Annotated in this window: 17 protein-coding genes and 1 pseudogene; 5 read left to right on the plus strand and 13 right to left on the minus strand. The window is 61.2% G+C overall.

Going from position 1 to position 22,854, the window contains the following annotated elements; all coding sequences use genetic code 11:
- Window positions 1–24 precede the first annotated feature (24 nt).
- The 8 genes from AB4N80_RS20490 to AB4N80_RS20525 form a co-directional block, all read right to left on the minus strand.
- Window positions 25–729, minus strand: coding sequence for an energy transducer TonB family protein (locus AB4N80_RS20490; RefSeq protein WP_063321357.1), 705 nt, complete (start codon window positions 727–729; stop codon window positions 25–27).
- Between the two features lie 2 nt (window positions 730–731).
- Window positions 732–1,157 carry an ExbD/TolR family protein gene (locus AB4N80_RS20495; RefSeq protein WP_003201710.1) on the minus strand — a complete coding sequence of 142 codons (426 nt, stop codon included), beginning with the start codon at window positions 1,155–1,157 and terminating at the stop codon, window positions 732–734.
- 10 nt (window positions 1,158–1,167) lie between these two features.
- Window positions 1,168–2,967 (minus strand): DUF2341 domain-containing protein, encoded by a 1,800-nt coding sequence (locus AB4N80_RS20500; RefSeq protein WP_305470928.1) that lies wholly within the window; start codon window positions 2,965–2,967, stop codon window positions 1,168–1,170.
- Between the two features lie 17 nt (window positions 2,968–2,984).
- Window positions 2,985–4,547, minus strand: coding sequence for a ShlB/FhaC/HecB family hemolysin secretion/activation protein (locus AB4N80_RS20505; RefSeq protein WP_439800567.1), 1,563 nt, complete (start codon window positions 4,545–4,547; stop codon window positions 2,985–2,987).
- Window positions 4,548–4,615: 68 nt separating this feature from the next.
- Window positions 4,616–5,218, minus strand: coding sequence for a transposase (locus AB4N80_RS20510; RefSeq protein WP_436278771.1), 603 nt, complete (start codon window positions 5,216–5,218; stop codon window positions 4,616–4,618).
- 1,098 nt (window positions 5,219–6,316) lie between these two features.
- Window positions 6,317–7,114, minus strand: a complete 798-nt coding sequence (locus AB4N80_RS20515) for a transglutaminase family protein (protein WP_460090403.1) — start codon at window positions 7,112–7,114, stop codon at window positions 6,317–6,319.
- The gene (locus AB4N80_RS20520; RefSeq protein WP_003201699.1) at window positions 7,111–8,061 is read right to left on the minus strand and encodes an alpha-E domain-containing protein; all 951 of its coding nucleotides are present in this window, start codon (window positions 8,059–8,061) and stop codon (window positions 7,111–7,113) included. The genes AB4N80_RS20515 and AB4N80_RS20520 overlap by 4 nt, the downstream gene beginning before the upstream one ends.
- 3 nt (window positions 8,062–8,064) lie before the next feature.
- Window positions 8,065–9,474: a circularly permuted type 2 ATP-grasp protein gene (locus tag AB4N80_RS20525; RefSeq protein ID WP_122564651.1), complete on the minus strand. Its 1,410-nt coding sequence runs from the start codon at window positions 9,472–9,474 to the stop codon at window positions 8,065–8,067.
- A 553-nt stretch (window positions 9,475–10,027) separates the two neighbouring features.
- Here AB4N80_RS20525 and AB4N80_RS20530 point away from each other — a divergent pair.
- Window positions 10,028–10,360: pseudogene (locus tag AB4N80_RS20530) on the plus strand (LLM class flavin-dependent oxidoreductase); the annotation flags it as partial.
- A gap of 228 nt (window positions 10,361–10,588) precedes the next feature.
- Here the strand turns inward: AB4N80_RS20530 and AB4N80_RS20535 are convergent.
- The 3 genes from AB4N80_RS20535 to AB4N80_RS20545 all read right to left on the minus strand — a co-directional run bounded on the left by AB4N80_RS20535 (window position 10,589) and on the right by AB4N80_RS20545 (window position 14,927).
- Window positions 10,589–12,640 carry a TonB-dependent siderophore receptor gene (locus AB4N80_RS20535; protein WP_240998381.1) on the minus strand — a complete coding sequence of 684 codons (2,052 nt, stop codon included), beginning with the start codon at window positions 12,638–12,640 and terminating at the stop codon, window positions 10,589–10,591.
- 239 nt (window positions 12,641–12,879) lie between these two features.
- Complete coding sequence (locus AB4N80_RS20540) at window positions 12,880–14,649, minus strand: sodium:solute symporter family protein (RefSeq protein ID WP_122564653.1); 1,770 nt, start codon at window positions 14,647–14,649, stop codon at window positions 12,880–12,882.
- Between the two features lie 11 nt (window positions 14,650–14,660).
- The gene (locus AB4N80_RS20545) at window positions 14,661–14,927 is read right to left on the minus strand and encodes a DUF4212 domain-containing protein (protein ID WP_122564654.1); all 267 of its coding nucleotides are present in this window, start codon (window positions 14,925–14,927) and stop codon (window positions 14,661–14,663) included.
- 247 nt (window positions 14,928–15,174) lie between these two features.
- Between AB4N80_RS20545 and AB4N80_RS20550 the strand changes: the two genes are divergently transcribed.
- A complete protein-coding gene (locus AB4N80_RS20550) occupies window positions 15,175–16,971 on the plus strand; it encodes a methyl-accepting chemotaxis protein (protein WP_122564655.1) in 1,797 nt (598 codons plus the stop codon).
- 354 nt (window positions 16,972–17,325) lie between these two features.
- On the opposite strand, the gene AB4N80_RS20555 is transcribed toward AB4N80_RS20550, so the two are convergent.
- Window positions 17,326–17,523 carry a YbdD/YjiX family protein gene (locus AB4N80_RS20555; protein WP_003182142.1) on the minus strand — a complete coding sequence of 66 codons (198 nt, stop codon included), beginning with the start codon at window positions 17,521–17,523 and terminating at the stop codon, window positions 17,326–17,328.
- Window positions 17,524–17,538: 15 nt separating this feature from the next.
- On the minus strand, window positions 17,539–19,599 hold the full coding sequence (locus AB4N80_RS20560) for a carbon starvation CstA family protein (RefSeq protein WP_305470919.1): 2,061 nt from the start codon (window positions 19,597–19,599) through the stop codon (window positions 17,539–17,541).
- 314 nt (window positions 19,600–19,913) lie between these two features.
- On the opposite strand from AB4N80_RS20560, the gene AB4N80_RS20565 reads away from it, so the two are divergent.
- From AB4N80_RS20565 to AB4N80_RS20575, 3 genes are read left to right on the plus strand one after another with little or no spacing between them, the layout of a single operon-like run.
- The gene (locus AB4N80_RS20565; RefSeq protein WP_305470917.1) at window positions 19,914–21,275 is read left to right on the plus strand and encodes a cache domain-containing protein; all 1,362 of its coding nucleotides are present in this window, start codon (window positions 19,914–19,916) and stop codon (window positions 21,273–21,275) included.
- Between the two features lie 31 nt (window positions 21,276–21,306).
- Window positions 21,307–21,939 carry a response regulator transcription factor gene (locus tag AB4N80_RS20570; protein WP_354339596.1) on the plus strand — a complete coding sequence of 211 codons (633 nt, stop codon included), beginning with the start codon at window positions 21,307–21,309 and terminating at the stop codon, window positions 21,937–21,939.
- Between the two features lie 55 nt (window positions 21,940–21,994).
- Window positions 21,995–22,786, plus strand: a complete 792-nt coding sequence (locus AB4N80_RS20575; protein WP_122569422.1) for a transporter substrate-binding domain-containing protein — start codon at window positions 21,995–21,997, stop codon at window positions 22,784–22,786.
- Window positions 22,787–22,854: the final 68 nt, after the last annotated feature.

Consider the following 22,854-nt stretch of genomic DNA (forward strand, 5'->3'; position numbering starts at 1 on the left):
TGTTGGCAAACTTCAAATAGTCGGTTAACCCGGCCGCCGTCCCTGCAAGGACAGGCGCACGGGCAAGGTCAAGGAGGCCGGTGGCCGTTCACTCAAATGGGGCGCGGCACGCAGGGCGGAAATCACTTGCTCATCCACTTGCGGGTTGCCGCTGGACTTGACCAGCTCGACCCGGGTGATTTCGCCCACGGCACTGAGCCAGACATCGGCCTGCAGCGAGAACGCCAGGCTGCGCAAGTCGGGGTTTTCCCGCAGCAGACGCTGGAAGGTGAACGCCAGGAACTGGCTGTAGGTGCCATTGCCCAAGCGCCCGCCCCCTGCCCCGGCCATACCGCCGCCCTTGCCGGCGCCGATGTTGAACGCGTCGTTGCCGGACTGCGCATCGCCATCCATTTGCATCGGGTTGGCCAGGTCATCCACCGGTGACGGCGGTGCTTCTTCTTCGGGCTTGACCTCTTCGGGCTCCGGGGTCGGCTCTGGCTCGACCACCTTTTCCTCGACCTGAGGCTCGGGTTCCTTGGGTTTCTCCGGCGGCGGTGGGGGCGGAGGCGGCAGCGGGATGATGGTTGGCACTTTTGGCGCCTCTCGCCGTACACCGCTCATGTCGTTGGCCCACTGCCACAGCAGCCAGGCCGCCACGGCGCCCAGCAGCAGGCCGGCAGCCCACTTGAGCAGGCGCAGCGGCGAAGTCTTCACCGGGGGCGGATCGATGGGAAGTCTGGCGGTCATGATCAGCCCTGGCTCGGTTTGCCGGTCACGAGACCGACCTGGGACAGTTCCAGGCGCCGCAACAGATCCAGCACTTCAATGACTTTCTGATACTGCACCGTCGCGTCGCCGCGCACGATCACCGGAAAGTCCGGGCTCTGGGCCTTCTCGATGCGCAGGCGCTCTTCCAGTTCGGCCAGGGTCACCGGATAGGCATCGAGGAAGACCTGCCCGCCGTCGTTCACCGAAATCGCCTTGGTCTTGGCCTCGGACAACGACACCGAGGCGCTGGCCTTGGGCAGGTTGATCTGGATACCCGACACCTGGGCCGTGGCGGTGAGGATGAACATCACCAGCACCACCATGAGCACGTCCACCAGCGGCGTGATGTTGATGCTGTCGACCGCCGCGTCATCGTCGTCATCGTGTGAAGCGTTTACGCTAGCCATGGCGATTTCCTCAGGCCGGTACGGACGATGGGGCGTGATGATTACGGCGATGCGCCGCTTCACCGGACTGGCCTTCACCGTGCATCTCCGCCAGGCGAGTGATGAACTCGTCAACGAAGACCCGCATGTCGGCGCTGACTTCCTTGTTGCGGGTGATCAGGCGGTTGTAGCCAAACAACGCCGGGATCGCGACGAACAGGCCCATGGCGGTGGCGAGCAAGGCCGCGGCCATGCCCGGGGCGATGGCGTTGATGTTCACGTCACCGGCCATGGCCGTGCCGAGGAACACCACCATGATCCCCAGCACGGTGCCGAGCAGGCCGATGTATGGACCTCCGGCGATGGCGTTGGACAGGGACGAGAGCTTCGAACTCAGCGCTTGGTTCTCGCGGGTGCGCACGCCGTCCATGGAACAGCGGATCGCTTCGATGGTGGCCGCTGACACCGACGAGGTGTCAGCACCCTGCTCGCGACGGGTGCGGATTTCCTTGACGGCCACCAGGTACAAGCGCCACAGCGACGAATGTTGCAGACGCTGGGCCAGGTCCTGGTCGTCGGCGAACATTTCCAGGCGCGTGCCGATCCTGGCGAACTGCTCGCGAAAGGCTTCGTTGGCGGCGCTGAGGCGGCTGACCATGCGGTTCTTGCGGATCATGATGATCCACGACTGGAACATCATCAGCACCAGCACCCCGATGATCACCCAAGCGTCGAGCGGCACGGCGTTGAGCAGAAAGCCCAGGCTGCCGAAACCAAAGCCCGACTGCTCTTCATCGACACCGTAGGCCACCAGTTTCGTTTCGGCGCCCTGGGCATTGGCGTCGGCCAACAGCAACGGCGCCGGGCGGGCGACCTTGGACAGGCGCGCTTCGTCCATGGCGCCACTGAAGGGCGCGAAGGCACCGGCGGCAACGTCAGCGCCCAAGGCTATCGGCGCATTGAACGCCGGCATCGCCACGGCGAGGCTCGCGGTTTCACGTCCGTTGACGTACAGCACGACCCGGTCGCCCGAGGCGGTCAGCGCCAGGTGCTGCCACTGGCCAGGGTTCAGCGGCTGGGTCGAGACCGCGCGCTGCTCATTGATCGCTACGAACGGCACACCCTGGTTGACCCCAACCAACAAGCTGGTGGCGGCTTCGCGACGGGCCAGGATGAGTTGCTCGCCGCTGGACTGGTCCTGGCGCAGCCAGGTGCTGAAGGTGAACGCCGCGCCGGCACTGTGTTGCAACGACGGACTGGCCGGCAGCAACAGCGGCTGGCCGTTGAACTGCACGGCCCGCCCGATCACGCCGTCGATGCTCACGCCGGCCGCGCCTTGGGCATTGTTGCCGTAGGCCGTGGTGTCCTTGGGCGGCACGCCGGTGGCGCCGTCGAAGTGGTACAGCGCGGTGTAGTCCGGGTCGAAGGTCAACTGGCCGCTGCTCGTGGCCGGCGCCTTCTGGTTGCCGTAATACATCCACAGGTCCTGACGTTGGCCGCCCTCAACGTTGGGCACGTCGACCCAGATCAGCGCCATGCCCATCAACGGGTCGAAGCTTTCGATCTGGTGATTGAGCACGGTCTTGTCGTCGGCGCTGACGAAACGCAAGTCCGAGCCGTCGTCCTTGACGCCGTCGAAGGTGAAGTTGCCGGTGTGCAGGCGCACCAGCAACGCGGTGCGGCCCAAGGCCTGGGCGATGGCGGCGCCCTGGGGCGTGGTGTCCACCGAAATCTGTTTGCGATAGTGCCAGTCGTCCTGCCACCAGGCGTTGGCGGTCGCCGGAAGCACCAGCCCCAGGCAGATAAACAGGGATAACAATAAGCGTTGCATGGACATGACTCCTGGGTTCAAAACGTCGCTTGCAGGTTGAAGTGCAGGCGCGATTCCTGTTTCGAGGTGTTCGGCCCTTCGAGCAGCGGATAGCCCCAATCGAGGCTGCCGGACAGCCACTTGCTCAAGCTCGCACGGGTGCCGAGGCCGACGCTGGCGAGGCTGTAGTCGGCATCCTGGTCGGGCAGTTCGTCACGCAAATACAGCTGCGCACCTTCGGCGAAGGCATAGAAACGCCACTCCTGGACATAGCTGCCGAGGAACTTGGCCAGGGACGGGGTGCGCAACTCCTGGGACAGCAGGTAGCCGTCATCGCCGGTGCGCTCGGCGGCCAGATAGCCGCGCACCGAGGTGGCGCCACCGGCGGAGAATTGCTCGTTGGAGACCAGCGGCCCGGAGGCGAGTTGGAAAGCGGCCTTGGAGGCGGTCTGCCAGTCGTTGCCGAAGGTGAAGGTGTAATTGCCGTCGCCCTTGAGCACCGCGAAACTGGGGCTGGCGCGATAGCGCTTGTAGTCGAACTCATCGTCGGAGCTGCCATAACCCAGCAGGCTCCGGGTGCCCGCCACCAGGCTCAGGCCGAGGCCCAACTGGCTGTGTTCGGTGTAGCGAAAGCCGTTATAGGCGAAGGTGAATGGCGCGTACTTGAGCGGCGCCTTGTCGCTGGCGCCGCCCAGGTTCAGTTCTTCCTCGAAGTCCTTGAAATCCACCCCGACGGAAAAGCTGTTGGCCCATGCCCCCGTGGACGGCAGGCTGTAGATCGCTGACACCCCGTAGGAATGCCCTTTGCCCAATACGTTGCTGCCACCGACGGTGGCGACGTTGCTGTCGGATTGGTACCCCGAGAACTGCACACTCCAGCGTTCGCTCAGCGGCGCGGTATAGGAACCCGACCAGACCTTGGCGTTTTCGGTGTCCTGGGGCGCAGTGAAGAAAGTCAGCGAAACGCTGTGGCCCAGTTGCCAGAGGTTGTTGTAGCCCAGGCTGGCGACCGTGCGCAGCTTTTCGGTGTCGGCACTGTAGTCGTTGTTCAGCCCCAGGCTGGCTTGCCAGGGATTCTGGTCTTCGACTTGCAAATCCACGTCCATCGTCCCGGGGCGCTGGCCTTCGCGCACCAGCGGCATGACTTGACGTCCCGGGGTCTTGTTCAACAGCGCCAGCTCTGCCTGGACCCGGGCGAAATCCGGTACTTCGCCTTCCTTCAGCGCTGGTACATCATCGCGGATTTCAACGGGCGAATAGTGCTTGGCCCCTACCACCCGCACCCGACCGATCTTGGTCTCGCTGACTTGCAGGTAGACGATGCCGTCTTCGACTTTCTGCTCCGGCAGTTCGACGAACACCGATTGATAACCGCGGGTCTGATAGGCTTTTTGCAGGGCTTCCCGGGCGCCTTCGATGTCGCTCAAGGCCTTTTGCGGACCGAGGAACGGGTACACCGCTTCCTCGATGGCCCGGGCATCGAGCACGGTGTTGCCACGCACGAAATACTCGTTCACATCCACCAGGCGCGCCGGCGCCGCTTCGGCCTCCTGCCCTCCTTCGGCGGCAAAGGCCGACGGCCCCCCGACCGCCAGCAACAGCCAGCCCCACAGCGCCGGCCGCGATTTGAAGAAATGCTCCACATCACCCCCTGAATTCAAAGTACGGCTCAATTGCTTATGGTCGATGTTGTGGCGTGCCGGGCCAGCCAGGTGTGCAGCAGCGCGAAGTTCAAGGAGAACTCCGGCATTTGCAGCAAGGCGCCACAGAACACTTCACCGATGATTTTCTGGATGAGCCGCACCGCCCGTGCATCGCCCAGCAGCGTGGCGAGGTCTCTGCTCAGGACGTTGAAACTCCAGACCTTCTGGTTCAGGTCCAGGCCGACGAACCAGCGGAACAGCAGGTTGTAATTGAGTTGTTCGTAGAGTTGCTGCTCGCTGGGCACCGAATAGAGCAGTTGCAGCAAGAGGATGTGCATGGCGGTTTGCGGCGCGATCAGCATCTGGGCACCGGCGTTGAGGCCTTGCAGCACATCGCGATGGTCATCCAGCAGGTCGTCGATCTGCGGACGCAGCAAGACCAGTGAATGGCCTTGCGGAATGTAGCTGGACACTTCCTTGAGCGCGCCCTGCCAGTCATCCTGGGAAACAATCCAGACCCACGGCGCACCGTAGCGATACACCGAGACCGGCTGTTTGCGCGCCGCCTCGACGATCTTCGACAGCCGCTGGTCAAGCTCCTGCATGCCCACTTTCGAATAACGTTCCATAGTCCCCATCGCCTCACTCCCGGCTTCGCGCCCCGGCTCCAAACGACCTGAAAGGTCCCCTCGAACACGTCACACAGGCATGACGGGAATGGCGATGTGCTACCGAACTTTTGTCATGAAAGCTTCATTTTTGAAGGTGTAGAGGCGTGAGGGTTTTGTGGGAGCGAGCTTGCTCGCGCTAGCGGTGGGTCAGCTTGCGGCGATGTTGGCCGGGCGACCGCCATCGCGAGCAAGCTCGGCTCCCACAAGGGTTCTCGGGTGGTTACAAGATTTGTGTCTACCACCCATTCCAGTGTGGGAGCGAGCTTGCTCGCGATGGCGATGGGTCAGTTGGCGGGGATGTTGGATGGACTGCCGTCTTCGCGAGCAAGCCCGCTCCCACAAGGGTTCTCGGGTGGATACAAGATTTGTGTCCACCACCCATTCCGGTGTGGGAGCGAGCTTGCTCGCGATGGCGGGGGGTCAGGTTGCGGCGATGTTGGCCGGGCGACCGTCATCGCGAGCAAGCTCGGCTCCCACAGGGGTTCTCGGGTGGTTACAAGATTTGTGTCTACCACCCATTCCAGTGTGGGAGCGAGCTTGCTCGCGATGGCGATGGGTCAGTTGGCGGGGATGTTGGATGGACTGCCGTCTTCGCGAGCAAGCCCGCTCCCACAAGGGTTCTCGGGTGGTTACAAGATTTGTATCTACCACCCATTCCAGTGTGGGAGCGAGCTTGCTCGCGATGGCGATGGGTCAGTTGGCGGGGATGTTGGATGGACTGCCGTCTTCGCGAGCAAGCCCGCTCCCACAAGGGTTCTCGGGTGGATACAAGATTTGTGTCCACCACCCATTCCGGTGTGGGAGCGAGCTTGCTCGCGATGGCGGGGGGTCAGGTTGCGGCGATGTTGGCCGGGCGACCGTCATCGCGAGCAAGCTCGGCTCCCACAAGGGTTCTCGGGTGGTTACAAGATTTGTGTCTACCACCCATTCCAGTGTGGGAGCGAGCTTGCTCGCGATGGCGGTGGGTCAGGTTGCATTAATGCCGAAGGGGCCGGCCTCATCGCGAGCAAGCTCGCTCCCACAGGGGATCGGGTGTTGGCGATGAGGCCTGTGCTGTTATTGGTGCTGCACTTGCACCATCGAGCTCACCTGCACCCGCGCCTGCATCTGTTCCGCCCCGCCACCCCGGCGCATGCCCCGGACCGGGCAGGCGTCGAGGTAGTCCAGGCCGATCGCCAGTTTCAGGTGGCGGTCAGGGCGGGTCAGGCGGTTGGTCACGTCGAAGCTGTACCAGCCGTCGTCCAGCCAGGCTTCCGCCCAGGCGTGGCTCGCCAGGTGGCTTTCGTCTTCGGTGCACAGGTAACCGGAGACGTAGCGGGCCGGGATCCCCAGGCTGCGCGCGCAGGCCAGGAACGCATGGGTGTGGTCCTGGCACACCCCGCTCCCCCCGGCAAACGCCTCGGCGGCGGTGCTGTTGACAGCCGTTGTGCCCGGGCTGTAGGGCATGCGGGCGGCCAGACCATTCATCAAGTCGGTCAGCGCCGCTCGATCACGCCGGGCTCCGCATTGCTCCACGGCGAAGGCACTGAGCACGTCATCCGCCTGGGTCAGGCGGCTGGTACGCAGGAACGGCAACGGCGATTGGCTGTCCCCCTCCATCTCCACCGTCTGATCGATCTCCACCTGACCATAAGCCGTCAGCACCAAGGCGCCGTGGGGTTCGTCCATGGTCATCACGTGCAGGATGTTGCCATAAGGGTCGACCTGGCTACGCACCAACCGCGGCAGCTCCAGGTGCCATTCCAGGATGCGCTGGCGCTGAGTGTCCCGGGGCGTCAGGCGCAGGAACTGGATGCTGGTGCAGACTTCATCGGCGTAGCTGTAAGTAGTGTCGTGGCGTATGGACAGTTTCATACGACCTCCAGGTAAGACTCATGGACGGTCTGGCCCAAGTGGCGGATCTGACCAATCAGATCAGTCAGCCATTGGTGCAAGCCCGACGCCAGGATCTCGTCGATTCCGGAATAGCGCAGGCGCGCATTCAGCTCGGCGGCCAGGCGTTGCGCCGGCCGGCCATTGTTGCCCGGCAAGCTGGCGAGGATATGGTCCAGTTCCTCGATGCAGGCATGCAGCGAACGCGGAACGTCGGCCCGCAGCAACAACATCTCGGACACCTGCTCGGCATTGGGCGCGTTGCGGTAGATCTCGTTGAACGCCTCGAACGAAGACAGCGCGCGCAGCAAGGCGCTCCACTGGTAATAGCCGCGGGCCGAATTGTCGCTGACCTCCTCCGACTCCTCGCCGAACATCTCGTAGCGGGCGTCCAGCAGGCGCAGGGTGTTGTCCGCCCGCTCGATAAAGGTCCCCAGGCGAATGAAACAGTAGGCATCGTTGCGCATGATGGTGCCCGACGTCGCGCCACGGAACAGGTGCGAGCGCTCCTTGACCCACTCGCAGAAATGGCTGATGCCATAGCGCCCCAGACCGTTGCTGGCGATGTTGCGCATTTCCAGCCAGGTGGCGTTGATGTTTTCCCACATGTCGGCGGTGATGCGCCCGCGCACGGCATGGGCATTGGTCCGCGCGGCTCGCAGGCAGCTGTAGATACTGCCGGGGTTGGTTTCGTCCAGAGCAAAAAAATGCAGCATGCGCTCGGTGTTGAGCGCGTCATAACGGGCGTTGTAGTCGTCCAGCGTGCCGGCGGCCAGCAGCGACATCGCCAGCTCGGCATGGCCATCGCTGCGCCCGGCCTGGGGCATCAGCGACAGCGAGTAGCTGACTTCGAGCATGCGCGCCAGGTTCTCGGCGCGCTCCAGGTAGCGGGACATCCAATAGAGGTCCGAAGCAGTTCTTGAAAGCATGTCTTAGTCCTCCACTACCCAAGTGTCTTTGGTGCCGCCGCCCTGGGACGAATTCACCACCAGCGAGCCTTCGCGCAGCGCCACGCGGGTCAGCCCGCCGGGCACCAGGCGGGTTTCCTTGCCTGACAGCACGAACGGACGCAGGTCGATGTGGCGCGGTGCGATGCCGCTCTCGACAAACGTCGGGCACGTGGACAGGCTCAAGGTTGGCTGGGCGATGTAGGCTTCGGGACGGGCCTTGAGGCGTGTACGGAAGTCTTCGATTTCCGCCGCCGTGGCCGCAGGGCCGACCAACATGCCGTAGCCGCCGGAGCCTTGGGTTTCCTTGACCACCAGATCGGGCAGGTTGGCCAGCACATGGGACAAGTCCTGGGGTTTGCGGCACTGCCAGGTGGGCACGTTCTTCAGGATCGGCTCTTCGGTGAGGTAGAAGCGGATCATCTCGTCGACGTAGGGGTAGATCGACTTGTCATCGGCCACGCCCGTGCCGACCGCGTTCGCCAGCACCACGTTGCCTGCACGATAAACAGCGATCAGCCCGGGCACGCCCAGCATCGAATCGGGGTTGAACGACAGCGGGTCGAGGTAGGCATCGTCAAGGCGACGATAAATCACGTCCACCTGCCGGGGGCCGGCGGTGGTGCGCATGTACACGTGGTCGTCACGCACGAACAGATCGGCCCCCTCCACCAGCTCCACGCCCATTTCACGGGCCAGGAACGCGTGTTCGAAATAGGCACTGTTGAAGCGTCCCGGGGTCAGCACCACGGCGGTGGGGTTTTCCAGGGGACTGGAGCTTTTGAGGGTATCGAGCAACAGGTTCGGGTAGTGATCGATGGGGGCCACGCGCTGGGCGGCGAAGAGCTCGGGGAACAGGCGCATCATCATCTTGCGGTCTTCGAGCATGTAGCTCACACCGCTGGGGGTGCGCAGGTTGTCTTCCAGCACGTAGTAGCTGCCGTCACCGTCGCGCACCAGGTCGACACCGGCGATATGGGCGTAGATGCCCCGGTGCAGGTTCAGGCCCTGCATCGCAATCTGGTAACCCTCGTTGGCGAGCACCTGTTCGGCAGGAATGATCCCTTCCTTGAGGATGTGCTGCCCATGGTAGATGTCGGCCAAGAACATGTTCAGGGCCTGGACCCGCTGGATGCAGCCACGTTCGACCATTTGCCATTCACTGGCCTTGATGCTGCGCGGGATGATGTCGAACGGAATCAACCGTTCAGTGCCCTGCTCGTCCCCATAGAGGGTGAAGGTGATACCGGCGCGATGGAACAGCAGGTCGGCTTCGCGGCGTCGTTGTTCGAGCAGTTCAAGCGGTGTGTCCGCCAGCCAGCGCGAGAAGGCTTGGTAATGCGGGCGGCAGTCACCCTGGGCGTCATACATTTCATTAAAAAAAGCGTGGGGCATAGCCAACTCCCAGCCGTGTCGTACACGGCATTTCTTATTACGTCGTCATTCCACTCAGTGCGGCCTTGCCTTTTTATGAGCCCTGGTTCTCTTGAATACCTCTTCGGCATGGGTCTCTGATCAGGCCTTTGCGTCCGGATGACGTGCGCCCCCCTGTTTATCTACGTATCGAATACCTCTGGCTGGCTCTGTGGTTCTGGAGTCTTAGCAAGGGCTGTGCCTAAGTGCGGTGCATCGCACCAATGCTGGAAAAACCATCGCAGAACGACAGAAAAGCGAAATTTATTTTCGATTTTGCGACGAAAAACTGTTTGAAGGCTGAAACGTTTATTTCAGTTCCCGGCGTCAATGCCACAAACGGGTCGAATCGGTGCACGCAGGCGGGATGCCGGCGTCGAATGCCCTGAAAAGGGGAAATTTATACCCACCGCTCAAACGCCGGGATTAACCCAACGATAGCTGACACACCGGACTTCGGGGTGATGAATATTCGTGGCGAGGGAGCTTGCTCCCGCTGGGCTGCGAAGCAGCCCTATCACACGTCTATGGAGTGGATGACCTCGAAGGCTGGAAGGTCGGCGCCCAGGCGATCTCGAAGTTCTATCGCACCTTCGATGCCTGGTTCGGCAACAAGCAAGTGCCGGTCAACGGCTTCCTGGCGCCAAGCCCGGAAGAAAAGTTCGCCGAGCGCCCGGAATTCCAGCTGGAAAACATCCGCAAGAACACCATGATCGGCACCCCGCAGCAGGTCGTCGAGCGGATCAAGTATTACCAGGAACTGAGGATGGATGAATTCAGCTTCTGGTGTGACAACAGCCTGCCCCATGCCGAGAAGAAAAAATCCCTGGAGCTGTTCATCCAGCAGGTAGTGCCGGCGTTTCGGTGATCCGCAGCTCTTGAAGTCTGATAGCGGGAGCGCCTGTTCTGGTCAGTCAATTGAACCGCCATCGCGAGCAAGCTCGCTCCCACAGGGGATTCATGGCGAACACAAACTGGATGAGCACCCGCAGCCAATGTGGGAGCGAGCTTGCTCGCGATGGCGGCCGAAATGTGAAGGTGATCCCACAAAAAATGCCCGGACTTCAAAGTCCGGGCATTTTGTTTTCTGAATGGATCAGAACGTTACGCTGGCACTCAGGCGAGCGGTACGTGGTTCACCGACATTGACTTGCACCTCGCTGCCAGTGGAGGACGGGTAGTACTGCTTGTCGAACAGGTTGTCGACATTCAGCTGCAACGACGTCTTGTGCCCGAACACCGGCGACTCCCAACGCAGGAAGGCGTCGGCGACGGTGTAGCTGCTCAGCCAGAAATCGTTGGCGTTGTTGGCGGCGCGTTCGCCGATATAACGCGCACCGGCACCGGCGTGCCAGGTACCGAATTCGGCAGGCACGTTCAGGTGGTGGGACAGGTACAGGCTGGCGGTGTGTTTGGGGGCGTCGGCCAGACGATGGCCTTCGTCGTCCGGATCGTCGAGGATTTCCGTGTGGGTATAGGCGTATGTGCCGATCAGGTCCCAGCGGTCGGCGAGGCGACCGGTGATGTCGAGTTCCAGGCCTTGGGAGCCGACTTTGCCGGCGGCTTCCGACAGCGTCACGCCATTGACCGTGGAGGACGTCACGACGTTTTTCTTGACGATGTCGAACAACGCGAGGTTGATGTTCAGGCCTGGTAGCGGATCGTACTTGGCGCCGATTTCATAGCTGCGACCCTCTTCCGGATCGAAGGTATTGCCGGCGTCATCCACGGTGTCATTGGGCTTGAACGACCGGCTGTAGTTGCCGTACAGCGACAGGGTATCGGTGGCTTTGTAGACCAAGCCGAGGAACGGTACGAAGGCGTCGCCGTTGTCATCGCGATTGACTTCGTAGTCCTTACCAAGCCCTTGGTCGCTGTATTGATCGTAGTGCTGATAACGACCGCCCAATACCAATATCCAGCGATCATCGAGATGCCAGTTGTCCTTCAAATAGACAGAACTGGAGTTCAACTGATTGCGTAGATCACTTTGAGTTGTACTGATCACACTGGGCTCAGCCAAACCGCCATAAACCGGCGACGTGATATCGAAACCAGCTTGAGCCTTTCCACGGTAAGTCTTGCCACGAAACTGATCGGAAACCTGATTATCGACGCCGATCAACAAGTCATGACGCTGGCCGAGCAACTCTTGCTTGCCCATGAAATCCCAACTGGCATAACGGGTTTCGTCGTCGTAGTGCGCGCCGTTGGCGGCTCGCTGAAAAACACCGGTTTTCGACAGGCTCGGCTGCGCGATCGAAAGACTGTACCGATCATTGTTCCACCCATAAGTCACGCGGGTCTTCCACGCCTCGCTCAACTCATACTCAAACCGCGCCGTCGCCGTTTCGCGAATACCGACGCTCTTGGCCCAAGGCTCATCAAGACGCTTGTCGTAGTCGATATCGGCCGGATGCCCATCGGTGAATATCGTTCCCCGATCAAACGGATTTGAATATTCGTTGTATTCATAACTCAGGTTCAACGAAGCCCGTTCCCCCGTCCACGCCAGGGACGGCGCCACCAGGGTGCTCTCATTGACGCCGTAGTTGCGCCAGTAATCCTCATGCTTACGCTCGGCAATCAGTCGATAGGCCAGGCCGGTGTCGCCCAGCGGCCCGGTGGTGTCCAAGGCCATGGTGCCGCCACCTTCGCTGTAGGCCGAGCCGCTCAACGTGGTGCTTTGAACATATTCCGGTTTCTTGCTGATGACGTTGATCAGGCCGCCGGGCTCCAGCGCGCCGTACAGCATCGAGGCCGGGCCCTTGAGCACTTCGACCCGTTCGGTGGTAGCGCTGAAGTTGTGCCCCAGGTTCGAACGCACGCCGTCGCGCAGGATCGAGCCGTCGTCGTTGGTACCGAACCCGCGCTTGACCAGCGAGTCCCGCGAGCCGCCCAAGGTGTTGCCCTGGCTGACGCCGCTGACGAACTTCATCGCGTCGTTCAGCGAGCGCACCTGGTAGTCGGCCAGGGTCTGCTGGGTCACCACGTTGATCGATTGCGCCTCTTCCTTGATCGGTACATCGCTCTTGCTCGCCGTGCTGGCTTGCGACGTCGTATAGCCCTCGTCCTGAGTGACACGACTGCCCTGCACGTTGGTGGTGGGCAGCTCCAGAGTGTCTTGTGCCCTCAAGGGGCTTGCCATGAAACAGCAGGACAGCGCAGGTAAAACACATTTGACGAGGGCATTGCGGTAGGTGAGAGGGGTGGAACGATTCAAGACGCGCACTCACAGAGGGATAGTAATGAGAGCGAATATACTTTGAGAATGATTCCCAGTAAATCCTTCTAACATCTCCCTGCTTGACTCTGCGCACAAAAAAGGGCGCCGGATGATAAGTCCGGCACCCTTGATGCTTCCCTCCCAGTCTCGGGCGGGTGCGGTCAGTGGTCGATGGCGGCACCGGCTCCTCTCGGTACGCGGATGTCTTCGACCAGGTGCTGGATGTGCTCCGGTGGCGGTGCGGTAAAACGTGACACCACCACAGCAGCCAGGAAGTTGAAGAGCATGCCCAACGTACCGATGCCTTCAGGGGAAACCCCCAGCCACCAATGTTCAGCCGTGTTCATCGTCGGGTTGATGAACTTGAAGTAGACGATGTAAGTGAACGTGAAGGTCAGCCCGACGATCATCCCGGCGATCGCGCCTTCGCGGTTCATGCGTTTGGAGAAGATCCCCATGACAATGACCGGGAAGAACGAAGACGCCGCCAACCCGAAGGCGAACGCAACCACCTGGGCGACGAATGCGGGTGGATAGATGCCAAACAATCCGGCAATCAGCACCGCCACACCGGCGGCAATGCGTGCTGCGAGCAACTCCTGCTTTTCGTTGATCCTGGGCATGATGTTGCTTTTGAGCAGGTCATGGGAAATCGAGGTGGAGATCACCAGCAATAACCCCGCCGCCGTCGAAAGCGCCGCCGCCAGGCCACCGGCCGCGATCAACGCGATCACCCACCCCGGCAGGCCGGCGATCTCGGGGTTGGCCAGCACCATGATGTCGTTGTCGACATAGAGTTCATTGGGCACCGGCGAGAGCTGGTTCGTGAGCAATCGTTGCTCATGCGCCCCACGCTCACCGGTAAAACTCGGCGCTCCGACCAGGGCCGCACCCGGGCTGTATTGGATGATGCCGTCGTTGTTCTTGTCCGCCCACGCAATCAGCCCGGAGTTTTCCCAGGCCTTGAACCAGGCCGGCGCGGTGGCATAACTGACGTTAGGGATGGAGGTCAGCAGATTGGTCCGCGCGAACGCCGCCACGGCCGGCGCGGTGGTGTAGAGGATGGCGATGAACAGCAATGCGTAGCCTGCCGACTTGCGTGCATCCCGAACGGTGGGGGTGGTAAAGAACCGCACGATCACGTGAGGCAGGCCCGCGGTGCCGACCATCAGCGCCATGGTGATGAAAAACACATCCATGGTCGACTTGGTGCCATTGGTATAGGCGGTGAAGCCCAATTCAGCGCCCAAACCGTTGAGCCGCTCGATCACGCTCTGCCCCGAGCCGGCGGCCTCGCTGATAAAGCCCAACTGCGGTATCGGGTTGCCGGTGATCATGATCGAGATGAAAATCGCCGGCACCATGTAGGCAAAGATCATCACGCAATACTGCGCCACTTGGGTGTAGGTGATGCCCTTCATGCCGCCCAATACCGAATAAAAGAACACGATGGCCATGCCGATCATGACACCGACGTTGATATCCACTTCCAGGTAACGGGAAAAGACGATCCCGACGCCGCGCATCTGCCCTGCCACATAGGTAAAGGAGATGAAGATCACGCAGATCACCGCCACCACCCGCGCCGTCTGCGAGTAATAACGCGCCCCGACGAACTCGGGTACGGTGAACTTGCCGAATTTTCGCAGGTACGGCGCCAGGCACATTGCCAACAGCACGTAGCCACCGGTCCAGCCCATCAAGTAGACCGAACCATCGTAACCGGCAAAGGCAATGATCCCGGCCATGGAGATGAACGATGCCGCCGACATCCAGTCCGCACCGGTGGCCATGCCGTTGAGCACCGGATGCACGCCCTTGCTGGCGACGTAGTATTCGCTGGTGGAACCGGCACGCGTCCAGATTGCAATCGCGATGTACAACGCAAAGGAGGCGCCTACGACCAGATAGATCAGGGTTTTTGTGTCCATGTGCGCCGCCCTCAGTCTTCGTGAACATCATATTTGCGATCGAGCTGATTCATCTTCCAGACATAGAAGAAGATCTCGAGCACAAAGACGTAGATGGAACCCTGCTGGGCAAACCAGAACCCCAAGGGGGTACCGAAGAAACTGACGGTGTTGAGTGCATCAACCAACAAAATACCGAAGCCGAAGGACACCAGAAACCAGATGGCCAGCAATATCACCATCCAGCGTAGGTTTTCCTTCCAGTAGGCGCGCGCAGCCTGTTGCTTTTCAGTGGACATGGAGGTGCCCTCCCGTTTGTTTTTATTGTTTTGCACTTCAAACCGTAGCAGTCACTGGGCATGACGCTAGTACGACTTTCGTCTAATTCGCGCCATTAAGCATTGACATCCCTGCCTAATCGCCACAGGGAGCGCTAAACAGCATCTAGATGCCGGAGTGATATCAAATCGCCCTACCGTCCTAAAGCTTTGGCGCTCGCGGTCGAATGTATTCCATTAAGAGATTTTTTTGCCCAGGAGCAGCGGCATGCAGACGTTAAAGGCCTTGTACGAGTCTATCGAAATGCAGTTTTTCGATACCCTCACCAAAAAGCTGTCGAGCCTTTTCCTGTTGGTGTTGGTCAGTGGCTTGCTCTATTGGGTAGCCCTCAGCGCCCGCGCCGAGATTTTGCTGCTGTTGCGCAACGCGCAGTTGGACGGCGCATTGCTGGGGCAGATCGAAGACCGGCTCGATAGCCTGACCCATGCCCTGCTCTTCGGCGCGGTCCTGACGCTGGGCATGATCAGCTTCATGGTCTGGTATTTCCGTCATCTCATCGTGCGCCCCGTCACCGCCATGACCAAGGCCCTGGAAGAGATCGCCAACGGCGAAGGCGATCTGTCCAAGGACCTGCCGCTGGTGACTCACGACGAGATCCGCACGCTGGCCGGCACCTGCAACCGATTCCTGGCCAAGCAGCGGGAGATCATCAGCAACGTCCAGGCGCTGACCGTGCACATCGCCGTCGAATCGGCCCGCTCGCTGAAGAACATCAGCGACTCCAGCGACAGCGCCACCCACCAGGCCCGCTTCGCCAAGGAAGTGATGGACCAGAGCAACACCGCCGTGGGCCGCATCGAAGAAGTCTCGCGCCAGACCCAGGGCATCTCCAGCACCACCGCCCAGAACCTGAGCATGGCTCGCGATTCCTACGCCGAGCTACTGGAAGTGACCGGCAACATCAGTGAGATTTCCAGCAGCCTCGGTGAATTTGCCACCCTGGTGAGCGCCCTGAACCAGCGTTCCTCGAGCATCAAGTCGATTGTCGGGTTGATCCAGCAGATCTCTGCCCAGACCAACCTGCTGGCACTCAATGCCGCCATCGAAGCCGCCCGGGCCGGCGAAAGCGGCCGTGGCTTTGCGGTGGTGGCCGATGAAGTGCGGACCCTGGCACAAAACGTCAGCCGGGCCACCGATGATATCTCGCGCAACATCGACGCCATGCTCGATGAAGTCAGTTCCACTCACGAACAGACCACGCAAATCAGCCACAGCGCCCGGGAAACCCAGAAAGTGGTGGAACGCGCCTCTGGCCATTTTGAAAGCATGATCGGCGATTTCGAATCCACCAACGGCAAGCTGGCGGACATCGCCACCCATATCCAGCAATTCGCCGACAGCAACACCGGGATCAATGATCGGGTCACCCAGATTCATGCCGACAGCCAGTTGATCGACCAGCGCATGCAGCATTCGGCAACGGCCACCCGCGACCTGTCCGGCGTGGCCGAAAAGGTCCAGGCGCTGCTCGGTCGCTTCGTACTCGGCCACGGCAAGCTGGATGCCGCCATCACCCGCGCCAGCGAGTGCCGCGACACCCTACAGGTTCGCCTGGAAGCACTGCAACGCGAAGGCCTGAACCTGTTCGATCAGAATTACCAACTGATTCCCGGCACCGATCCCAAGCAGTACATGGCCAGCTACACCGAACGCTTTGCCCAGGTCTGCCAGGAAGAATGCGACAAACTCACCCGCAGCACGCCGGGTGGCAAGGTTTCGTTCATTGTCGACAGCAAGGGCTATTGCCCGGTGAACAACAGCTGGGTCTCCAAGCCGCCGACCGGCGACCGGGCAGTGGATTTGCCGGTGTGCCGCAACAAGCGAATCTTCAACGACCCGATCGGCCTGCGCGCGGCGGGCAACGTCCAGCGCTTCCTGCTGCAGACCTACCTGCGCGATACCGGGGAAATCATGACCGAGATCGACGTCCCGTTCTTCTTTGACGGTCGTCATTGGGGCAATTTGCGGGTGGGCTTCGATGCGGCGGTGTTGTTGGCGGAGTGATCAACACCGCAATCAAGCCAGACAACTACCCCGTGGCGAGGGAGCTTGCTCCCTCGCCACAAGGGATTTGTGGTGTATGCAATTCTTGAGACCACCCCAAAAACAACTGTGGGAGCGAGCTTGCTCGCGATGGCGTCGGGTCAGTCGACATTATCATTAACTGACACTCCGCTATCGCGATCAAGCTCGCTCCCACAAGGGTTCTGTGGCGTATGCAAATGCTGAAACCAACCCAAAACAACTGTGGGAGCGGGCTTGCTCGCGAAAGCGGTGTGTCAGCCACATTATCTGTTAACTGACCCGACGCCTTCGCGAGCAAGCCCGCTCCCACATGGGGTTTGGGTTTAGCTCAACTCAACAACACTTGGGCCCACCCTTGCCGCCGTAACGGGCCTCCTGGCGTTCGCGAAAGAACGCCTCGTAGTCCATCATCGGCTTGTCCGGGTGTTTGGTTTGCATGTGCTCGACGTAGTTGTCGTAGTCGGGCATGCCGACCATCAGGCGGGCGGCCTGACCGAGGTATTTACCCAGGCGACTCAAGTCATTGAACATCGTTGCAATCCTCTATCAAGCGTCTGGCAGGGCCTGGAATGGCGCTTCTTTGTCCGTGCGTTCCTTGGTGCCCCAGGCGGCGATGCCGACCTTGAGCGCGTAGAACAGGATGCTGAAGACCACGAACAGGAACAACACCGTCAGCGTCGCGTTGGTGTAGGCGTTGAACACCACGTGCTGCATCTGCTCGATGCTCTTGGCCGGGGCCAGGATCTGGCCGGCAGCCAGGGCATCGTTGTATTTGCGCGCCAGGGCCAAAAAGCCGATCGCCGGGTTGGCGTCGAACAGCTTGATCAGGCCCGCCGTGGTGGTGCAGATCAGCAGCCAGGCCGCCGGCAGCAGCGTGACCCAGACGTAGCGCTGGCGCTTCATCTTGATCAGTACCACGGTGGCGAGCATCAGGGCGATACCGGCCAGCATCTGGTTGGAGATGCCGAACAGCGGCCACAAGGTGTTGATGCCGCCCAGCGGATCGATCACGCCCTGGTACAACAAGTAACCCCACAGCGCCACGCAGCCGGCGGTGGCGATCAGGTTGGCGGTCCAGGATTCGGTGCGCTTGAGCGCCGGCACGAACGAGCCGAGCAGATCCTGGAGCATGAACCGCCCGGCACGGGTACCGGCGTCCACGGCGGTGAGGATGAACAGCGCTTCGAACAGGATCGCGAAGTGGTACCAGAACGCCATGGTGTTCTCACCCGGCAGCACCGAGTGCAGGATCTGCGCGATACCCACCGCCAGGGTCGGCGCACCGCCGGCACGGGCCAGCACGGTGGTCTCGCCGATGTCCTTGGCCACCGCTTGCAGCGCTTCGGGGGTGATTGCAAAACCCCAGCTGCTGACGGTCTGCGCCACGGCCACCACGTCACCGCCGACGATCGCCGCCGGGCTGTTCATGGCGAAGTACACGCCCGGCTCGATCACCGATGCGGCAACCATCGCCATGATCGCCACGAAGGACTCCATCAGCATGCCGCCGTAACCGATGTAGCGGGCGTTGGTTTCGTTATCCAGCAGCTTGGGCGTGGTGCCCGAGGAAATCAGCGCATGGAAACCCGAGACCGCGCCGCAGGCAATGGTGATGAACAGGAACGGGAACAGCCCGCCCTTCCACACCGGCCCGGTGCCGTCGGTGAACTGGGTCAGTGCCGGCATTTTCAGCTCGGGCATGGTCACCAGGATGCCGATCGCCAGGGCGACGATGGTGCCGATCTTGAGGAATGTGGACAGGTAGTCCCGCGGCGCCAGGATCAGCCACACCGGCAGTACCGCCGCGACGAAACCGTAGCCGATCAGCATCCAGGTGATCTGGATCCCGGTGAAGGTGAAAGCCTTGGCCCAGACCGGGTCGGCGGCGATCTGCCCGCCCAGCCAGATCGAGCCCAGCAGCAACAGCACGCCGATGATCGAGATTTCACCGATGCGGCCCGGGCGGATGTAACGCATGTAGATGCCCATGAACATCGCGATCGGGATGGTCGCCATCACCGTGAAGATCCCCCACGGGCTCTCGGCCAGGGCCTTGACCACGATCAGCGCCAGCACCGCGAGGATGATGATCATGATCAGGAAGCAGCCGAACAGCGCGATGGTGCCGGGGATGCGGCCCATTTCCTCGCGCACCATGTCGCCCAGGGAGCGACCGTTGCGGCGAGTGGACAGGAACAGGACCATGAAGTCCTGCACCGCACCGGCCAGCACCACGCCGGCGATCAGCCAGAGCGTGCCGGGCAAATAGCCCATCTGCGCCGCCAGCACCGGCCCGACCAGCGGCCCCGCGCCGGCAATGGCCGCGAAGTGGTGGCCGAAGAGAATGTGTTTGTTGGTCGGGACATAGTCCAGGCCATCGTTGTTGAGCACGGCGGGGGTGGCCCGACGCGCATCGAGTTGCATCACGTTGTTGGCGATGAAGAGGCTGTAGTAGCGGTAGGCGACCAGGTAGATGGCCACGGCGGCGACGACGATCCAGAGGGCGTTGATGGGTTCGCCGCGGCGCAAGGCCACGACGCTCAACGCACAAGCTCCTAGAACAGCCACGGCAAACCAGGCGAGGTGTTTAACCAGACGGGTTGTCATTGCGTGTCTCCTGCCGATATCCAGAGGATTGCGGCGATTGTTTTTATAGTGTGCCCCGGCTATTCGGAGCCGGCCCAATATCCCTGCAATGGGTCAATAAATAAATCCGTAGTACTACGTAGAACCCCAATTCCCCCTGTGGGAGCAAGGCTTGCCCGCGATAGAGTCAATACGGTCTTTCATACACTGCGGCGCCTGCATCGCGAGCAAGCTTTGCTCCCACATGTCTTGCGCCACAGGTTTTATGCCTCATCCATGGGTTTGGCATATGATGCCGCCATTCGCCTCCCCGCCGAGCCCGGACAGGAGTACAGATGCTGCTCAAACACAAAATCGTCGCCCTCGGGATTTTGCCGCTGGTCCTGGCCATCGCGGTCATCTGCGCCCTGGTGATCTCGCTCAACCGCCAGTTGGGCGACCAGCAGGCACAACTGATCGAAGACAGCATCCTGGCGAGCAAGCGCGCCGAGTTGAAGAACTATGTCGAGATGGCGCAGAGCCTGATCGCCCCGCTGTACGACAACGGCCAGGGCGACGCACGGGCGCAACAGCAGGTCTTGGAAGAGCTGCGCAAGCTCAGTTTCGGCATCAACGGTTACTTCTTCGTGTACGACCGCCAGGGCCGCAGCCTCATGCATGCCCGCCAGTCGGAACTGGTCGGGCAGTACCTCTGGGACATGAAGGACCCCCACGGCCTGCCGGTCATCCAGGCGCTGATCAAAAGCGCCGAGTCAGGCGAAGGGTTCCAGCGCTATGCCTGGAACAAGCCCTCCTCCGGCCAGGTGACCGACAAACTGGCCTATGTCGTGATGCTGGACAAATGGGGCTGGATGCTCGGCACCGGGATTTACCTGGAGGATGTCGAGCGCGCCACCCAGCAGGCCCGTGACGAAGTCGCCCATGGCATCCACACCACCATGCAAGCCATCGCCGCGATCGCGTTGGTGGCGGTCCTGCTGGTGTTTGCCGGCGGCATGACCCTCAACGTCAGCGAACATCGCCTGGCCGACAAAAAGCTGCAGCGCTTGAACCAACGCATCGTCAGCCTGCAGGAAGAAGAACGCTCACGGGTTTCGCGCGAGCTGCATGACGGCATCAGCCAACTGCTGGTGTCGATAAAATTCCAGTTCGAACTGGCCAGCCACGTGTTGGAGAATGGCCAGGAAAACGGCCTGGGCATCCTGAAGAACGCCACCGACCGGCTCGGCGAAGCCATCGGCGAGATCCGCAATATCTCCCACGACTTACGCTCGTCCCTGCTCGACACCTTGGGCCTGCCCGCCGCCATCGGCCAACTCGCCACCGAATTCCAACAGCGCAGCGGGCTGGAAGTGTCCTACCGAAGCAACGAATTCGATTGCCGCCTCGAAAATGGCGCCCCTGTCTCGCTGTTTCGCATTGCCCAGGAAGCCCTGACCAATATCGAGCGCCATGCCGGGGCGAAAAGCGTCGGCATCACCCTGTTCGGCTCCAGCCAGTCCTTGCGCCTGACAGTGGTCGATGACGGCATGGGGTTCAACGTCCCGCAAGTGGAACGCGGTCATGCCGGCATCGGCCTGCGTAACATCCGCGAGCGTGTCGAGCATTTCGGCGGACGCCTGGAAGTGACGTCGGTGCCGGGCCGCAGCGAACTGGACATCCTGCTGCCCATGAATCTCTCGGTCACGGAAAGCTGATGCGCGCCCACGCCAACAGGAGCACTTATCAATGAACCTGCCTCCCGTGATTCGCGTCGCGCTGGTCGATGACCATTCCCTGGTCCGCGACGGCATCAGGGCCCTGCTCTCGGTAATGCCGCAACTGAACGTAGTGGGCGAAGCCGAGAACGGCGCGCAGGCGATCGAAATGGTCGGTCGCTGCCAACCGGACCTGCTGCTGATGGACATCGGCCTCAAGGACAAGAACGGGCTCGAGCTGACCCGACTGCTGGGCAAGCAATACCCCAGCCTCAAGATCCTGATCCTCAGCATGTACGACAATTATGAGTACGTGAGCGAGTCCGTGCGTTCCGGCGCCAGCGGTTACGTGCTCAAGAACGCGCCGTCGCGGGAAATCATCGCGGCCATCGAAGCCATCATCAGCGGCGGTACCTTCTACAGCGCCGAGATAGCCCAGCGGCTCGCCACCGACCCGCACACCGACAACGAGCTGACGCCACGGGAGAGCCAAGTCCTGGCGAAAATGGTCCAGGGCCTGAACAACAAGGAAATGGCCCGTGAACTGGACATCAGCGTACGCACCGTCGAAACCCATCGCCTGAGCATCCGCCGCAAGCTGAACATCGACAAGCCCGCGGCCCTGGTGAAATACGCGATCGACCACGGGATCATTTCCCGCTAGCCCCTTGCTACACTCCCCGGTCTTGTTCCCTTCCCTTGCGAGGCATCCAATCCCGATGAAAACCATAACAAGCTCGATGACGTTCTGTGGCCTGTTGGCGTTCTCCTGCAGCGCCCTGGCCGAGCCGGCACCCTCGCTGCTGGATCAGGTCCTGCAACGTGGCGAACTGAAGGTATGCACCACCGGCGACTACAAGCCCTATACCTTTAAAACCCAAGCAGGCGAATACGAAGGCATCGATATCGACATGGCGCGCTCCCTGGCCGCCAGCCTGGGCGTCAAGGTGCAATGGGTGCAGACCACTTGGAAAACCCTGATGCCGGATATGGTTGCAGGCAAATGCGACATCGGCATGGGCGGGATTTCGGTGACGCTGGAGCGCCAGAAAAAGGCCTATTTCAGTACCACTCTGGACGTGGATGGCAAGATCCCGCTGGTGCGTTGCGAAGACAAGGAGCGCTACCAGACGCTCGAACAGATGAACCAGCCTTCGGTGCGTCTTGTCGAGCCGGCCGGCGGCACCAACGAAGCCTTCGTCCGGGCGTTTCTGCCCAACGGCCAGCTCAGCTTCCATGACAACGTGACCATCTTCCAGCAACTCCTGGACAAGAAAGCCGACGTGATGATTACCGACGCGTCGGAAGCGCTCTACCAGCAAAAACTCAAGCCCGGCCTGTGCGCCGTCAACCCGACCCGCTACCTGCAATATGGCGAGAAGGCCTACCTGCTGCCGCGGGATGACAACACCTGGAAGATGTACGTCGATCAGTGGCTGCACTTGAGTAAAGCCAATGGCAGCTATCAGAAGGTGATTGGGCAATGGCTCGCGGTGCCTGAAGGCCAGTAACGAAACGGTGGTCGCGCACACTCGCCAATACCGGATTTGTGCGCGGCGCCAGGGTCTGGCATGTTGAT

This window comes from Pseudomonas sp. H3_A02 (assembly GCF_054671965.1).

Coding starts and splice junctions, on each gene's coding strand:
- AB4N80_RS20490 (WP_063321357.1), bottom strand. CDS start 729: ATGACCGCCAGACTTCCCATCGATCCGCCCCCGGTGAAGACTTCGCCG.
- AB4N80_RS20495 (WP_003201710.1), bottom strand. CDS start 1,157: ATGGCTAGCGTAAACGCTTCACACGATGACGACGATGACGCGGCGGTC.
- AB4N80_RS20500 (WP_305470928.1), bottom strand. CDS start 2,967: ATGCAACGCTTATTGTTATCCCTGTTTATCTGCCTGGGGCTGGTGCTT.
- AB4N80_RS20510 (WP_436278771.1), bottom strand. CDS start 5,218: ATGGAACGTTATTCGAAAGTGGGCATGCAGGAGCTTGACCAGCGGCTG.
- AB4N80_RS20515 (WP_460090403.1), bottom strand. CDS start 7,114: ATGAAACTGTCCATACGCCACGACACTACTTACAGCTACGCCGATGAA.
- AB4N80_RS20520 (WP_003201699.1), bottom strand. CDS start 8,061: ATGCTTTCAAGAACTGCTTCGGACCTCTATTGGATGTCCCGCTACCTG.
- AB4N80_RS20525 (WP_122564651.1), bottom strand. CDS start 9,474: ATGCCCCACGCTTTTTTTAATGAAATGTATGACGCCCAGGGTGACTGC.
- AB4N80_RS20535 (WP_240998381.1), bottom strand. CDS start 12,640: ATGGCAAGCCCCTTGAGGGCACAAGACACTCTGGAGCTGCCCACCACC.
- AB4N80_RS20540 (WP_122564653.1), bottom strand. CDS start 14,649: ATGGACACAAAAACCCTGATCTATCTGGTCGTAGGCGCCTCCTTTGCG.
- AB4N80_RS20545 (WP_122564654.1), bottom strand. CDS start 14,927: ATGTCCACTGAAAAGCAACAGGCTGCGCGCGCCTACTGGAAGGAAAAC.
- AB4N80_RS20550 (WP_122564655.1), top strand. CDS start 15,175: ATGCAGACGTTAAAGGCCTTGTACGAGTCTATCGAAATGCAGTTTTTC.
- AB4N80_RS20555 (WP_003182142.1), bottom strand. CDS start 17,523: ATGTTCAATGACTTGAGTCGCCTGGGTAAATACCTCGGTCAGGCCGCC.
- AB4N80_RS20560 (WP_305470919.1), bottom strand. CDS start 19,599: ATGACAACCCGTCTGGTTAAACACCTCGCCTGGTTTGCCGTGGCTGTT.
- AB4N80_RS20565 (WP_305470917.1), top strand. CDS start 19,914: ATGCTGCTCAAACACAAAATCGTCGCCCTCGGGATTTTGCCGCTGGTC.
- AB4N80_RS20570 (WP_354339596.1), top strand. CDS start 21,307: ATGAACCTGCCTCCCGTGATTCGCGTCGCGCTGGTCGATGACCATTCC.
- AB4N80_RS20575 (WP_122569422.1), top strand. CDS start 21,995: ATGAAAACCATAACAAGCTCGATGACGTTCTGTGGCCTGTTGGCGTTC.